This is a genomic window from Marinococcus sp. LNHM3E3-2.2 (assembly GCF_056034385.1).
Window position 1 is genome coordinate 142961 of the sequence record NZ_JBQLIC010000006.1, and the last position, 15755, is coordinate 158715.

The window sequence follows — 15755 nt, forward strand, 5'->3', positions numbered from 1 at the left end:
TTTCTTTGTTTTTTTATTATTTATGTGGTGCTCCGCTCAATTAAAATTGGCTCAATAACCTCGTCCGTATAGGCTTCCTGCTTTTCCCCGGATGCCAGTAAATTAATTAATTTTTCCACTGCCAAAAGCGACATACGTTCATGCTGCTGGGAAATGGTCGTTAAATTTATCAGTGGATTAGCCGCAAGGTTGATATTGTCAAAGCCAATAACTGCCAGATCACCAGGCACATTCAGATTCATCGTTTTACAGCTCTCCATAATGGCCAGCGCCATCTGGTCTGAAGCAGCAAATACAGCTGTTGCCGGGTCCGGGCCCTTCATTATTTCTTTTATATAATCCGAAATCGCTGTGTGTTCCAAATCCCCAACGTAAACGAGCGCTGGATCATAGGGAATGCTATGTTCTTCAAGCTTGTTTTCATAGCCAATACTTCTTTCATAAAGCGTCGAATACTTTGTTAACAGCGTCGCAAACCCTATTCGCTTATGGCCTTTGCCAATCAAATGCTCCATCGCCATGTGAGCACCCTTAACGTTGTCGAGTACAAAGGAATGACCCTTTTCTGAATACGTTTTTGTATTATACAAAACGACAGGGGTATCCGAGCTGTAAAGCCGGTTGATTTCTTCTTCATATCTTTCCACGGATCCGACAATGATCCCTTCCACACGCTTTCCGATCAGCGTATCTATCGCTGTTTTTAAATTGTCACTGCTGTGATTGGTATCTGTTAATATGACGTCGTAGCCTTTTTTTCTGGCTTCGGTTATAATAATTTTCGCGGTTTCCGCAAAAAAGGTATTCGCTATGTCCCCGACAATTAAACCAATCGTTCCGGTTTTTCGTTTGTTTAAACTTCTCGCGACTTCATCCGGCGTAAAGCCCATTTCGTCTATCGCACTTAACACCTTCTGCCGTGTGGCTTCCTTGATATAAGGATAGTTGTTAATTACTCTTGAAACCGTTGCCTGGGACACGCCTGCTTTTTTGGCTACATCGTTGGACGTCACAGTTAACTTCATTACTTACCAATCACCTTTTCATGTTCCCGAAATTAGTTGAATGCGTATTCAACTAATTTTAAATTAGCACATTTATCCATATACTTCAATTTTCGTGCCGCGTTCAATCGGTGGCGCTGTATCTTTGGACACGTAATGAAGCCTGGGCTTTATGGCCTTTGAAGCCTTCAAGCTCGCACAGTCGTTCGGCATATCTGCCTATTTCTACGCTGGCTTCCTTCGTCACACGCTGATACGTGCAGTTTTTCAAAAACTTGCCTACCCATAAACCGCCCGTATATTTTGCCGCCTGCTTGGTCGGAAGTGTGTGGTTGGTTCCAATTACCTTGTCCCCGTACGCTACATTCGTTTCAGGCCCGAGAAAGAGTGCACCGTAGTTTGTCATGTTTTCCAGAAAATAATCCGGATTGCTCGTGAGAACCTCTACGTGTTCATAGGCAAGCTTATCTGCCTCCTGAACCGCTTCCTCCACATCTTCTACTACGATAATTGAACCATTGTCCTGCCACGCCTGCTCTGCGACTTCCGCTGTCGGGAGTGTTTTTAACTGACGGGCAATCTCCTCCTCCAACGACTCGGCAAGCGATTGGGACGTGGTAATAAGAGCGCCCGGAGACGTTGGGCCGTGCTCTGCCTGGCCGAGAATATCAGTGGCCACCATTTCCACATCGGCTGTTTCATCAGCAATGACAAGCGTTTCGGTCGGGCCTGCAAATAAATCAATGCCCACTCTGCCGTACAGCTGCCGCTTTGCTTCCGCCACAAAAGCGTTTCCCGGACCGACGATCATATCCACCGGCTGAATCGTTTCCGTTCCGACAGCCATGGCGGTCATTGCCTGGACTCCTCCCAGCAGATAGATTTCATCGGCTCCAGCCATATGCATAGCTGCTACTGTAGCTGCCGGTATCTCACCATTACTCGGTGGCGTGCAGGCGATTACCCTTTCGACTCCGGCCACCTTCGCTGTCACAATACTCATATGGGAAGAAGCAACCATCGGATAGCGTCCTCCTGGAATATAGCAGCCTACGCTGTTCACCGGGATGTTTTTATGCCCTAAAATAACGCCGGGACGTGTTTCCACTTCAATATCCTGAATCGACTCCCGCTGATGCCTTGCGAAATTTTGAATTTGTGCCTGCGCAAAGCTAATATCGTCAATTACCTGCTGGGGGAGCTCATCGATTACCTGCTGAATGGTTTCCGGCGATAGACGGAACGCTTCCGGTGACCATTTGTCGAATTTTTCGGAGAGCTCCCGGACCGCTTCATCTCCCCGCTTTTCTACGTCATGAATGATCCCTTGCACCGCCTGCTGAACCTCCGTGTCCGCCTCCTGCTTTTCCTGATCGCTTTTACCTCTTTTCAAATAAGTGGGCATCAAGCATCCTCCTTTATTTTTGAATACGTATTCAATATAAACTAAACCACCTATTTTGTAAACGCTTTATTAAATAATCCGGCTGCTCTTTCATAAAAAATACGGCACCTGTTTATCAAGAACAGGTACCGTACGATTAAAAATTAACCCCACACTTTTATTTCATTTTTGCCGGACTGCAGCTGACCGATCGGACCCGGGACGTCTGCGCCGTCTTTTTGTTCTCCGAAAAAGTCGGTGTCTATCCGCAGCCTGCTTCCATCCGGATTTTCAAAATCTGCATCCACGATACGTGCCCGCTCCAGGTTGCCCGTATGCTTTATCTCACCGCGCATTTGCTCAAATTCATCAGGCAGCTCACAGGAAAGATATACACCGTCCTCTTTTTCGATGATCGTAAGCTGGGGGTCAAAGGATTCTTTGGTGAATGCCTCATTTTCTCCTTCAAACGGAACCGCCCCGTTAAAGTAGGCGTTATGATTAATATAGACCGGCTGCTCGATACTGTGGAACGCTTCATGGTCGCCGCCTACCTGGTCAACAGCTTCGATGTACTCCTCAAGCGATGCCGTATATCCGTTAAAATGGGAGGTTCCTACATTATCCAGGTCCGGTTTTCCGACAAACATGTTATTGTAAAAACGGTCGTCCCCGCCGTAGGTGGCCGCAAAGCCTGCTACCTCCGTGCTGTGAGGCACATGATACGGCGTTGCCCGGTCCAGCATTTTACGATGAACCATCCTGCCCGCAATCAGATTGTTAACGTAAGCTCCTCCCTGCGCATGATTATCCAGGGCATAGTCTGCTGTTAAAATATTATGGTCCACCACGTACGGCCCGCTGCTCACTTCTACAAAAAGATCGCGGCTGTTCCTGTAAAATAGATTTTTGCTTACCCTTGTTCCCTGGGTCTGCCAGTCGAGCCATACCCCAAGCGAGCAGTCATGGATGCGGTTGCTGTGAATCTGAACATCAATTGCTGCGTGCAGTTTAATTCCGGCAATTTCGTGACCGAAAAATTCCCGCTTTAATGCGATGTTATAAATGTGGTTATGATAGATTTCGCTGAACACGCAGCCCAGATGACCGACCACCCCGTTCTGGCCGCAATCGTAAATGGTGTTATTCCGGATAATGTGAGAGCCGATACGCTCCTTGCTCCACCCAATCTGACGGGCAAGAAATACAGATTCCAGCTGGTACTGGTAGCCTGGCTTGTCTTTTCTTATCGTCCGGTAGTTATCGCCGGTCGATGCTTCCTTTCCAATACTGATCGCGCTGCATTTGGAATCGTGAATCACGTTGTTTTCAATAATCCATCCTTTGCTCCAGTTCGGTCCGATCAACCCCGGCTGATCCGCTGTCGGAGGGGTCCACGGCGTTGCTGCCTGTGCCATTTCAAACCCCTGCACCGTAATATAGTTGAGCCCTGTCTCTTCCGGATAAAAGCAGGCCTTCCGCACGTTTATTTCCACCAGCTCTTTATTCGGATCAGTTCCCTGGAAATTGGCGAAAATCGTCGTATGGCTGCTGTCTGCTTCCGCATACCAGCGATACGTGGTCTGCTCCGGCCGATGGACAGGAACAATCGTTTTTGTCCAGTGGTCCAGAACCTCGGTCTGCTTTTCCGGATTCATCACTTCGTCGAAGGTTTCAGCTTCGTAAAAGGACATTCCGTTTAAATATACATCTCCCAGATGCCTGCCTGGGTTGTGTACGATCCAGTCCCCGAATATTTTTTCCGTAAACGGATTGTAGTCGCCAAATAACGTGTTTGGAATAACTGCCTTCCAGACCGTTCCTTCCACCTGTTCCCAGTAGTCAATTTGTTCCGAACCTTTAATCACTGCTTTTTCTCCGGGAGCAGCGGTATATGTAATTCTTCGATCCTCGCTCCGGCCTCCATTTTTCGGCTTCACCCATTCTCTGTATTCACCTTCATGCACTACTACGGTATCGCCTGCAGCGGCTGTCGAAGCCGCTTTATTAATTGTTAAAAATGGGTTTTCCCGTGTACCATTACTGCTGTCAGAGCCGTTTTTTGCTACATGATATTCAACTGCCATAAAGCTTCCCCCTTTTATCAATCTATTTTTATTATAGGCAGGAAGCTTCTTATGCTTCTATTCAAAAAATAGTATAATATAAGACAATATTAGTGTTTATGAAAGGGGGGAACCGGCTGTGGTCTTTTTTGAGCCTCATGGAGTCGAAGAGCAGGAATCATTTCAGAGTGTTACCTTGACTAATTTCAGCTTCCCGCTTCACTTTCACCGTGCCTATGAACTGATCATCGTGCATGAAGGACAGGTGCGGGTCACCATTGACCAGAAGGAGTATCTTCTGCAGCAAAACGAAGCGGTTTTTATTTTTAATAATCAGATGCATGAATTTACAACGGTCGGGCATTCCGCTATCACCATCATCATTTTTTCCCCTGAATTGATTGGCCGTTTCTTTATGGATTATAAAGGCCTCATTCCCGTCAATAATACGTTCTCTCTTTCACCGGACGCGCAGCTACCGTCCCGGGGCTCCGTCTACAGGCAAAAAAGCTTTTTGTACGGCATATGCAGTACATTAGAGGAAAATACCGATTTCAAGCCCGTACAGTATTCCGCGAAAACAAAAATACTTCATCAAATGCTTCTGTATGTGGATAATAATTACGCCGCCGAATGTACGTTAAAAGCGGTGGCTGAACATTTGCAGTATGACTATCCCTACCTGTCCAAGCTGTTTGTTCACATGGCAGGCATGACCTTTACCGAATACTTAAACTATTACCGGATCTCGCGTGCCTGTTATTTACTGAAAAGCAGCCAGAAGCCGATCGGGGAAATTGCTGCAGACTGCGGCTACAGCAGCCTCCGCTCCTTCAACCGGAATTTCCAGGCATTTGTACGCGATTCCCCCCGCAGGTTTCGGGAGCTTTCGTCCCAACAGGCTTAATTACCGGCGGAGGATTTCGTGATTCGGAGAAACGAATTCGCTTTTCTTTGAAATTCATACGAAACGGAAACCTCTTCCACCCTATGGCCCTCCGTTGTTAAATATTCAATCACTTCATCCAGGTGTTCGTACCGGTCGCCCTTCAGATCCACCAGCGGAAAAATACGCACTTCCTCTTTTGCCACTCTCAGCAATTCTGTAAGCGTGGCGATATGAAAGTCATAGCTCAGACGGTCGGCGTACATAAACAGGAAATGGGCGGATAAAACCATATCGAAGGCACTATCCTTAAAGGGAAGCACCGGAAGTTCCGCTGGCACATACCGGCCGCCTGAATGATACATATCTTCCGCACAGTCGTGCAGCGCCTGTTTGCGTCTGCTTTTTAAATCTTCAACACTACGAATGTACGCCCATTTGTAATTATCTTCGGCCTTCGTTATGTGTGCCGCCGCGTGCTCAATATCCTGCAGCCCTTTTTGTTTCAGGTCTTCGCCCCGGTGATCGTACGCAATATCACAGGCTGTCACTTCTGCCCCCAGACTGTTTCCAATAGCCGTAAACGAACAGGCCCCGGCCGGGCAATCAAGAATGCGTTTTCCCTGGATTCCTGCTTTTGAGAGGGCAAACATATCCAGGTATTCGTCAAATGTGCGCCCGATAAAAACAATACGATCCAAATCAAGCTTCGTCTTCTTCTCTTCTCTGCTCAACTCTGCTCACCTCAAATAAAAAAGATTACCCTCACGTTAGCATATGTTCTGCTACCAGGGTAATCCTTACTGGAAAAATAATCTATTTTTTAACCGTTATTTTACATCCTGTTAAGCTAATGATCCTCCGTCAACAACCATCTCGTCCCCGGTGACAAACCGGGATTCATCGGAAGCATAGTACAGGGCGGCATAGGCAATATCTACCGCTTCCCCGTGGTGAGGCGGAAGAGGCACGACATCTTGGTTATCCTGCGAAATGGTTTTCTGCCGCTCTCCCATGATAGGTGTTCTGATCGGCCCGGGATGAATGCTGTTTGCCCGGATGTTTTCTTCAGCAAAGTGCGCGGCCACGTGCGTCGTCATCGAACGGACCGCTCCTTTTGCTGCGCTGTAGGCTGTACCGTTGCCGCCGGCCGCTCCGGATCCGGTCAGTGCAGCCATCGAGGCTATATTGATAATCGCTCCCTGCCCGGCCTTCTGCATTTCCGGAATAACCTCGCGCATACCGAGAAAGTAGCCTGTCGAATCCACGTTCATGACTTTATTCCATTCTTCAAGAGAAGTATCCAGAATCTTGCTCGGATAATGGATACCTGCGTTGTTTACCAGGATATCCACCTGACCGTAGGCGTCCACCGCCTGTTGGACCGCTTTTTTCCAATTTTCCTCTGAAGTGGTATCCAGTTCAAAGGCGGTGATGTCTGCCCCTTCGTCCTGTATTTTCTTTACTTCCTCCTGCAGCAGGTCGAGCTGAACGTCGGCTGCTATCACCTTCGCTCCCTCTTCTGCAAACAGTTTGGCAGTGCCGAGGCCAATCCCACCGGCTGCCCCGGTCACAATCGCAACTTTGTTTTGTAAACGTGCCAATCTATTTCCTCCTTCAATGATTCAGACTCATCCGTTTTCTCTCGTACAAATACCCATTATGGAGAGCAGGTAATCAAGGCCCCTTTAAATGGTATACTTTAGACAAATCTTTAAAGTCTTAAGGAGGGATTCATATGGACGCGAGAAATAATTCATCTCAGCACCTTGCATCAAAACAGAAGAAAGACATACTGGCCATACTCGAAGACCGTTTCGGGCAGCATATGCACCGCCATGAAGAATTAGCATGGACTTCTGTTTTGGAAAAGCTGGAGGCTGACGACGAAAAACTGTGGTCATTGAACGAAATGGAAGCAACCGGCGGAGAACCGGATGTGATTGGCTATGACCGTGAAGAAAACAAATATTTATTCTGTGACTGCTCGCCAGAAAGCCCTAAGGGTCGCCGGAGTTTCTGCTATGACCGCGAAGCACTAAAAGCAAGAAAGAAATATAAGCCTGAAACAAGCGCTGTCGACATGGCTCAGGCTATGGGTGTTGAGCTTTTAACCGAAGAGCAGTACCGCACCCTGCAGAAGCTGGAAAAAGTTGATACGAAAACATCAAGCTGGATTCAGACACCTGCGGACATAAGAAAACGGGGCGGCGCTTTGTTTGGTGACCACCGGTACGGTCGCACGTTCATATACCATAACGGAGCCGAAGCGTACTACGCCGCGAGAGGCTTTCGGTGTATATTGAAAGTATAAAATACTACTGCTCTTCTTCGGCACTCCCTTTGATCCGGGTATTTATAATTTGATTGCTGCTTACAAACGTTTCGGATTCAATCATGCTCGGTTTTCCCATAGCGACTCCCTGAATAATGCGTAAGGTATTCCATCCTTCTTTTACTGGGGGCAACATTTTATGGGCCGTTAAATAGGCACCTAAGGCCGACGCAGCTACCCCGGTGGCCGGATCTTCCGGATAGCCGGCTCTTCGGGGGAACTGGCGCGCCTGCACGTATTTTTCTTTTTGTTGTGAAATAGCGAAAGGATAAAAGCCGGTCGTGTTGAATTCGTCACATAAATCCCAAAGATATTCAAAATCAGGATGAATCGAGTTCAGCGTATCTACACTTTTTAAAGGGATAATTAATTTATAACGAGACGTGGAAACGGATTGAACCGGCCATTCCGCCAATTCCTCTGAGCCAATATTTAGTGCCCTGCCTATTTCTTCTTTCGACGGCACGGTGTTCAGAAACTCGGGCGGGAACTGTTCGACACTTATCTTCAGCTTCGAATCACGCTTTGTCCATTCTACATTCACAGGGCCAAGCATCGTTTCCACAACGACCGGGGAATGGCTAACGGCTCCTTTGTTAGCTAAAACCGTAATGCTCCCTATGGTTGCATGTATGCACATTTCCATCTCATGGGAGGGAACAAAAAAACGAAGCTTAAGATCGCAGTCCGGACGGGTTGAAGATATGACGAAGGCTGACTCATGCTTAAACTCTTTCGTCATCTGCTGCATTGTCTCTGTGGAGAGGTGATCCGCGTTTAATACGACCGGGCACGGGTTGCCTCCTCCATTTTCTAAAGAAAACACTGTGGTGTGTACAACCTGATAGCTCACTTTTCTCCCTCATTTCGTTAGCTTTCAGGCTTATTATAGCATTTAGTACATATTTAAAACTGCTGTTTCTTTCCGGACTTTTATGCTTACTTATTAAACTCCTGTTGAATTTGCATCATCATCATAAACCTTGCCACCTCTCCGCCATTCGCCGCTGCCGCTATCAGCTGGCTGCCAAAGTTGTCCTTGGATTCTCCAGCCACATACAGCCCTTTAACGGAGGTTTCTCCGAATTGACCGACCACAAACCGATCGTTTTCATCCCGTTCCACGTCCAGACCGCTTAAAAATTCATAATTGGTGTTCCAGTGCACGTACGTAAAAGCACCCTCCACGTCCACCGTTTTCCCGTTGGCCATTCTGATCGTCTGCAGCTGCCCCTTCTCTCCAGACATTTCGGCGATTTTCCCCAAATGATAAGGAATATTTTTATCCTTGAGCACCTTTTTGTTTTCCTCTGTCAGGCTGTCATTGTCATCAGTGAATACTTCGAGTTTGTCTGTCCAGTTGGAGAGAAGTGTAACCATATGCATGACCGATTCATACGGATTGATAACGGCAAGCTTTTTGTTTCTCATTTCCCAGCCGTCACACCACGGGCAGTAAAAGACGCTTTGCCCGTAATAGCTTTCGATATTTTTAATGGCCGGCAGCTGTTCGATTAAGCCGGAGGCGATCAGCACCTGCTTTGATTGAAACTGCTCCGTAGGCGTTTGGACGATAAAGCCGTCATTATGCTGTTGTATTGTAATCACTCTATCCTTTAACAGCGTATTTCCCTCGTACTTCAGCGCGTCTTCTCTGGCCCGCTTCCGGAACGTCTGCGGGGTCACTCTGTCCTGTGTTAAATAGGAATGCGTTTCATGCGTTACAATGTTTCTCGGCTTATCCTCATCAATAATCAGCGCCTGCTTTAAACCCCTTCCAAAATACAGGGCCGCACTCAATCCCGCCGGGCCTCCACCAATAATAATCACATCATAAATCATTTTAAAACTCCTTCCTGTATATTAAAGATTCTTATTATCCATAATTATAATAAAGTAAAAGGATTTGCTACACCGTCAAATCCTTCAGCTTTTTGTTTTTTAACGTGCTGATTAAATTGTCCTGCGCTTCCATCATGGCTGCCTGGATTCTGCATTCATTTCCGTGATCAAAGCTGTCCTCAAACAGCGTCTGCACGCCGTCGATCGCAACTACAATATCGTACACGCTCACGTTTTCCCAGTTCTGCTGCAGCCGGTAGCCGCCCTTGGCACCGCTCGTGGAAGTAATGTAATTTGCCTTCACGATACGCGTTAACACTTTGGATAGGTACGTCGTAGAGACATTCAGCGCTACAGCCAGATCCTGTACCGGAATTTTCACCGTATCCCCGTCACGATGAATCATATACACCAGCGCATGCAGCGCATAATCCGTGGCTTTTGAAAATTTCATACCGCTTTTCACTTCCAATTAAAGATATTATAAATCTATTATATACTTGTATGGTTTAATTCGCAAGCTTAAATGCTAATCCAAATAAAAAGACTGATGACAGAGAATGATCTCCGGCATCAGTCCTTAAACTTTCGGGGGCCTGCCCCCTTTGATTCTTATAACAGGTTAAGCTACTGTTACATCCACTTCAATGTTACCACGTGTCGCTTTTGAGTACGGGCAGTTTTCGTGAGCGCCTTCGGCGAGTTCTTTTGCCTGCTCTTCCGAAACGCCTTCCACATGAACCGACAGCTGCACGGCCAGACCGAACCCGCCTTCGTCCTCTTTGCCAATGGAGACATTAGCAGTGATTTCCGTATGGTCCGGCTTGATTTTTTTCTGACGGGCGACCATGTTCAGGGCGCTTTCAAAGCACGCCGCATAGCCGGCAGCGAAAAGCTGCTCAGGGTTTGTGCCCGGCTCGCCGCTCCCCCCGAGCTCTTTCGGTGTACGAACGTCCAGGTTTAAATTACCGTCCTCTGAAGTGACACGGCCGTCGCGTCCTCCGACAGCGGTAGCGGTAGTTGTATAAATTGGCTGCATGTTAATTCTCTCCTTTTTGAATATGTTCCGTAATTTGGTGCAGCTGACGAAGCAGCTGCTTCGCACCTTCCTCATCAATCCCCAGCCGGGTGCCGAGGCGCGCAGGCAGACACGCTGCGTCGCGTTTTAATTCTCTTCCCTTCCCGGTGAGATGAACAAGCACGATTCGTTCATCCTCCAGAGAGCGCTCCCTTGCTACCAGGCCGGCGCCCTCTATTCGTTTGACCATTGGGGTCAGCGTCCCGGAATCAAGGTACAGCTTCTCGCCAATAGCTTTTACGGACTGATGATCCTCCTCCCACAGGACAAGCATCATCAAATACTGTGAGAAGGTGAGCCCGAGCGGCTCCAGCTCCTCGCGATACATTTTTGATATTTCCTTGGAACAGGCATAAACAGCAAAGCACAGCTGATGATCAAGCGATAATGGTGAATCATTCATGCGGATGGCCATCCTTTACATTTAATTGTGCACAATCAAATAGTACACAATATTATACTGAAGCACAAACAATGTGCTTATATCATTCGGGCAATCGGGCTCTTACCCCTCCGGATTTTCGGGAAAAGAATAGGAGTTCAGCATACAATTGACCGTATAGAAAAACGAAATCATATAGGAGGAAAATATGAAATATGACATAGTTGTCATCGGCGCCGGACACAACGGCCTCGCCGCCGCCATTCAACTCGCCAAGCAGGGAAAGCAGGTACTCGTCCTCGAGAAGGAACCCCGGCCCGGAGGAGCGGCTAAATCCGGCGAAGTAGCTGCTCCCGGCTTTATTCATGATTTATTTTCCATGAACCTCAGCTTGTTTTTAAAGTCCCGATTTTATATGGAAAATGAGCAGGAGCTTGCCGCGAACGGGTTTACCCCGGTACACAGCTCCCACCCGTATGCAAGTGTTTTTCCGGACGGAGACGGACTCGCAATTGATACAGAGTCAGAGAAAACGCACCAGAGTCTCTCCAGCCATTCCCCCGCTGATGCGGAGGCCTGGAAAGAATTTGATGCCCTATACGATCAGGTAGCTCCTTATTTGTACAAACTGATGCAGCGGGAGCTCCCTTCTCTCCGAGCCGGGCTTGTCGTGTTCAGGGCGCTTCTGGACTTAAAAATAAAAACCGCCCTGAGGGTTTCAAGTCAGCTTGCCAAGTCCCCGCGGCAGTTTGTCGACTCCTGGTTTGAAAACGATAAAGTTAAGTCGCTGGTCGTTCCGTGGGGCTATCAGATGGATTATGCACCTGATATCAGCGGTGGAGCCGCTTTTCCTTTAATAGAAGCCATTGGACATTACCGGGAGGGAATTCCATTTGCACGCGGCGGAATTCAAACGATGATTCAGGCAATGGTAACAATGCTCGAAGCGAGAGGTGGCAAGCTGCAAACCAATACCTGGGTGAATGAAGTGCGCGTCGAGGACGGTGAAGCCAGAGGTGTGATCCTGGCCGACGGGACGTATATAGAAGCCGGAGACGTGATTGGCACCGCTACCCCGACCCAAATAGCCGATCATCTGGTCGATGCCAAACATCTTCCAGCATCCTTTGTTTCTAAAGCAAAAAATTATCAATACGGTCCAAAAACGATGGTCATTCACCTGGCGCTGAATGAACCGCTTCGATGGGCAGCCGGCGAAGACATTGCCCAATCTGCTTATGTGCATGTGGGACCGTACGTGGAGGATCTGGCCCGTACCCATACCCAGGCACTGAATGACGTTCTTCCGGACAGCCCCCTGCTGATTGTTGGCCAGCCCAGTGCCGTCGATGCGAGCAGAGCACCGGAAGGAAAGGCAACGGTATGGATCATGGTTCGTTCTCTGCCAGCTCATCCAAAGTATGATGCACTAAATGAAATCGACCCGGGGCCCTGGTCCTCCATCAAAGAGCAATATGCCGACCGGATCATTGATAAACTGGCGGAATATGCACCTGATGTGAAGGACACTATTGAAGGCCGGCACGTCTTTTCACCAGAGGATCTGCCGAAGGAGGATCCTAATCTTGTCGAGGGTGACCATATGGCCGGCAGCCATCAGCTGTTTCAGCATTTTCTTTTCCGCCCTATGGTGGGCTACTCCCGTTATCAAACACCGATCAGCCGTTTCTATATGATCGGAGCCTCCACGTGGCCCGGCGGAGGATTAAACGCAGGTTCCGGGTATTTGTTGGGGAAAAAGCTAAAAAGCAGATCCTTTTTTAAATTTTCGCCTTTATGATTGGACCGCTATTGACTATCATTTCATTGCTTTAATAGTTCATTTGGAAAACCTGCAAGAGTTTATCCACTCCAGGGAGGAGATTTATATGAAAGCTATTGTAGCGACAAAATACGGTTCAGCAGAAGTTCTTCAGCTCAAGGAGGTAGAAAAACCTACTCCCAAAAACGATGAAGTACTGATTAAAGTACATGCAACTACGGTAACAGCCGGGGACTGTGAACTGCGCAAATTTAAAATGCCAATCTTGTTTTGGCTCCCCATGAGAATTTATTTCGGCATATTTAAACCAAGAATTAATATATTGGGACAAGAGCTATCCGGGGAAATTGAATCTGTGGGTAAAGAGGTTACTGAATTTAAAAAGGGAGACTTGGTTTTCGGTTCTACCCAGCTAAGGTTTGGTGCTTATGCCGAGTACGTTTGTTTACCGAGCAAATATGCGATAGTGATTAAACCAGACAATATGAGCTATGAAGAAGCTGCTGTCCTCCCCACTGGCGGCCTAAATGCATTACATTTCATTAGAAAAGCAAATATCCAGCAAGGCCAAAAGGTTCTTATCGTTGGAGCTGCTGGAAGTATAGGCACTTTAGCATTACAAATGGCCAAATCAGCTGGAGCTGAAGTAACTTGTATCGACAGCACGAAGAAATTAGATATGCTCCGTTCCATTGGCGCGGATAATGTTATTGATTACACTCAAGAAGATTTCACTAAAAGCGGTAAGAATTACGATGTTATTATAGACGTGGTTGGGAAATGTCCGTATGCACGAACCGTAAAGTCATTGAGCGAAAATGGACGTTATATTTTAGGTAATCCAAGTCTTCCAGGGATGATCAGAGGGCTGTGGACTTCAGTGACATCAGACAAAAAAGTTTTATTTGAATTAGCAGGTTATAAAAAAGAAGATTTATTTCATCTCAAAGAACTTTTTCGGGCTGGAACAATTAAACCAGTCATAGATAGACGCTATCCATTGGAACAAATGCCAGAGGCACACAGGTATGTTGATCAACAGCATAAAAAAGGGAATGTCGTGGTCATAATGCCGGAACAGTCTACAGATCAAGGCTATTGAGTTTCATAAAATGAGTCTATGCAGCTTCTTTTTATATAATTTAATGGTTTCCTCTAAAAAGCTTAAATAATTTTCAATATAGCCTAAACCTCCAAACGAATAACAAGCGATCACATCTTTATAGCAAACTTTTAAACTGCCTCCAAATAAGTCACTGGAGGCAGTTTTCAACAATTTTTTAATTTTGCACGATTTTTAACCGATTTTTCTCTATCAATGTCTTTATTTAAAACTAATGTCGGCAATGAGTGTTTCTATAAGATCTTTGCTTTTGATGTGGGATTGTTTTAACGCCTGTGATTGGTTCAAGAGTTTGAATTAATTAAAATTTTTATTGAACTTCGCGGTGACTTCTATCTTTTCTATCAGTCACTAGATCTTCAAACATAGCCGTTGGCAGGCTCTTTGCCCGATATTCTAAAAGATAACGGATTTAAGATTCGGAATGTTGTTACAGCGGATCTTACAACCACCCGGGTTAGGTATGTTCTTTGGAGAAGAGGTAGACCTTTTCGAACTTTCGAAAACATTAGATTGTTTTACTCTTTTACATGCGGATCAGCCTGCAGCTTTTCATGAAACAGCACACATAAGTTCAACACTCTTTTATTCGAATTCCGCTTTACCTGCCGTCTGCTCCCCACCGCGTACAAGCTACGATTAATTTCCCAAACCGGGACCCATGGCTAATTTTGACCGGGACGCATCCTCGGGGGAGTAATCGAAATTGAATGATCAACTAAGAATCTAGGATATGTTGTATTTCCTTAGGGTTTTGGTAAAATCGAGGAGAGAAAGCTGACTAACCAAACGAATGATCGTTCATGGCATCTTTGCTTAAAATTAGATTTTTATTTATAATTTTTATACGATACGTGAAATTTTCAAATGCGTTAAAAATACACGGCAACCAGGATCTCATTTTACATAACGATCACCAGCCGCTTTCCTTGAAGGAAAACACTCCTTTCTCCAGGAAGACTTATACACCGATATCTCTATGCATGGTTTTGAGAACGTGGAGTGGTGTACCACTCCGGACGAGCTGTTACTGTACATTTATCTGCATACCGATACCACGCTCCGGAAGCAGCGTAGCGACCGCACCAAGCGCAAGTATCTGGAAAACCTGCGGCCATTTGTACGTTACGTGCAAGACTACGGCGCCCTACAGACAATCCCCCCAGCGCGTGTACGCCTATCAGCCCCACTTAGAACGTACCAACGGCTATAAAGCCTCTACGCTCGTCCGGCACAGCATCGTGGCCAAGCAGTTTCTGCGCTTCCTGTATCAGGAAGGCATGGTAGCCACCGATTTGACGACCAAGCTCGCGCCAGTCGCCCAGCCGACCGAGGAGCTCGTGGACCGCTACCTGCATGAACACGAAGTCACTCAGCTTTTAAGTTACTTTCGCGACAGGGGCTCTTTTTTATATCTCCTGTTAGCCATGCTGCCGAGCACCGGCATGCGGATTGAAGAACTGGCCAACGCTAAGTCGCGGGACCTGGAGTGGCACTCGCCCGAGCAAGCGTTTTTCCTGCAGGTGCGCGGTAAAGGAGGCAAGCCACGGCCGATCTACCTATTTCCCGATGTATTGGAGATCCTCAAAACCTTTCGGGCTGAGCGCAACTGCGAGACTACCGCGTATACCGACGATACGGCGTTTTTTTAAAAACGACCGGGGGGCCACTACCATGTGAATTACCTGGACGACAGGTTCAGCAAAGGTACGGCTCAGGCGCCATTTCCGTTTGTGCAGCACCGCCAGGACTCGATCACTCCGCACACATGCGGCCACTATACCACGCATTACATGTTGGAGCACTGGGCGGATCTAGCCTCCGTTAGAGACCTGTTGAGACACACCTCCATCCGGACGACCGAACGGTATC

At 47.1% G+C, this 15755-nt stretch carries 15 protein-coding genes; 5 read left to right on the plus strand and 10 right to left on the minus strand.

Annotated elements, in window-relative coordinates; all coding sequences use genetic code 11:
* Positions 1-20: 20 nt before the first annotated feature.
* The 3 genes from ACTRXF_RS10230 to ACTRXF_RS10240 all read right to left on the minus strand — a co-directional run bounded on the left by ACTRXF_RS10230 (position 21) and on the right by ACTRXF_RS10240 (position 4475).
* Entirely contained in the window at positions 21-1025 is a 1005-nt protein-coding gene (locus ACTRXF_RS10230) for a LacI family DNA-binding transcriptional regulator (RefSeq protein ID WP_474262205.1), read from the minus strand.
* A 103-nt stretch (positions 1026-1128) separates the two neighbouring features.
* Entirely contained in the window at positions 1129-2409 is a 1281-nt protein-coding gene (hisD, locus tag ACTRXF_RS10235; RefSeq protein WP_474262206.1) for a histidinol dehydrogenase, read from the minus strand.
* A gap of 143 nt (positions 2410-2552) precedes the next feature.
* Positions 2553-4475, minus strand: a complete 1923-nt coding sequence (locus ACTRXF_RS10240; protein WP_474262207.1) for a right-handed parallel beta-helix repeat-containing protein — start codon at positions 4473-4475, stop codon at positions 2553-2555.
* Positions 4476-4593: 118 nt separating this feature from the next.
* Between ACTRXF_RS10240 and ACTRXF_RS10245 the strand changes: the two genes are divergently transcribed.
* Positions 4594-5361, plus strand: a complete 768-nt coding sequence (locus ACTRXF_RS10245; protein ID WP_474262208.1) for a helix-turn-helix domain-containing protein — start codon at positions 4594-4596, stop codon at positions 5359-5361.
* Here the strand turns inward: ACTRXF_RS10245 and ACTRXF_RS10250 are convergent.
* The gene (locus ACTRXF_RS10250) at positions 5358-6074 is read right to left on the minus strand and encodes a class I SAM-dependent methyltransferase (RefSeq protein WP_474262209.1); all 717 of its coding nucleotides are present in this window, start codon (positions 6072-6074) and stop codon (positions 5358-5360) included. The genes ACTRXF_RS10245 and ACTRXF_RS10250 overlap by 4 nt on opposite strands.
* Positions 6075-6185: 111 nt before the next feature.
* Positions 6186-6944: an SDR family NAD(P)-dependent oxidoreductase gene (locus ACTRXF_RS10255; RefSeq protein ID WP_474262210.1), complete on the minus strand. Its 759-nt coding sequence runs from the start codon at positions 6942-6944 to the stop codon at positions 6186-6188.
* A gap of 134 nt (positions 6945-7078) precedes the next feature.
* Here ACTRXF_RS10255 and ACTRXF_RS10260 point away from each other — a divergent pair, with 134 nt between their 5' ends.
* Positions 7079-7654, plus strand: coding sequence for a DUF4256 domain-containing protein (locus tag ACTRXF_RS10260; protein WP_474262211.1), 576 nt, complete (start codon positions 7079-7081; stop codon positions 7652-7654).
* A 4-nt stretch (positions 7655-7658) separates the two neighbouring features.
* Here the strand turns inward: ACTRXF_RS10260 and ACTRXF_RS10265 are convergent, their stop codons facing one another.
* From ACTRXF_RS10265 to ACTRXF_RS10285, 5 genes are all read right to left on the minus strand, one after another.
* Positions 7659-8528 carry a PhzF family phenazine biosynthesis protein gene (locus tag ACTRXF_RS10265; protein ID WP_474262212.1) on the minus strand — a complete coding sequence of 290 codons (870 nt, stop codon included), beginning with the start codon at positions 8526-8528 and terminating at the stop codon, positions 7659-7661.
* Between the two features lie 86 nt (positions 8529-8614).
* A complete protein-coding gene (locus ACTRXF_RS10270; protein WP_474262213.1) occupies positions 8615-9517 on the minus strand; it encodes an NAD(P)/FAD-dependent oxidoreductase in 903 nt (300 codons plus the stop codon).
* Between the two features lie 67 nt (positions 9518-9584).
* On the minus strand, positions 9585-9971 hold the full coding sequence (locus tag ACTRXF_RS10275; protein ID WP_474279035.1) for an RrF2 family transcriptional regulator: 387 nt from the start codon (positions 9969-9971) through the stop codon (positions 9585-9587).
* Positions 9972-10139: 168 nt separating this feature from the next.
* Positions 10140-10556: an organic hydroperoxide resistance protein gene (locus tag ACTRXF_RS10280; RefSeq protein WP_474279037.1), complete on the minus strand. Its 417-nt coding sequence runs from the start codon at positions 10554-10556 to the stop codon at positions 10140-10142.
* Between the two features lies 1 nt (position 10557).
* Entirely contained in the window at positions 10558-10998 is a 441-nt protein-coding gene (locus ACTRXF_RS10285; protein ID WP_474262216.1) for a MarR family winged helix-turn-helix transcriptional regulator, read from the minus strand.
* A gap of 187 nt (positions 10999-11185) precedes the next feature.
* Here ACTRXF_RS10285 and ACTRXF_RS10290 point away from each other — a divergent pair, with 187 nt between their 5' ends.
* The 3 genes from ACTRXF_RS10290 (at position 11186) to ACTRXF_RS10300 (ending at position 15535) form a co-directional block, all read left to right on the plus strand.
* On the plus strand, positions 11186-12778 hold the full coding sequence (locus ACTRXF_RS10290) for a phytoene desaturase family protein (RefSeq protein WP_474279039.1): 1593 nt from the start codon (positions 11186-11188) through the stop codon (positions 12776-12778).
* A gap of 88 nt (positions 12779-12866) precedes the next feature.
* The gene (locus ACTRXF_RS10295; RefSeq protein WP_474279041.1) at positions 12867-13862 is read left to right on the plus strand and encodes an NAD(P)-dependent alcohol dehydrogenase; all 996 of its coding nucleotides are present in this window, start codon (positions 12867-12869) and stop codon (positions 13860-13862) included.
* Positions 13863-15124: 1262 nt separating this feature from the next.
* Positions 15125-15535, plus strand: coding sequence for a hypothetical protein (locus ACTRXF_RS10300; RefSeq protein ID WP_474279043.1), 411 nt, complete (start codon positions 15125-15127; stop codon positions 15533-15535).
* The last annotated feature ends 220 nt before the right edge of the window (positions 15536-15755 follow it).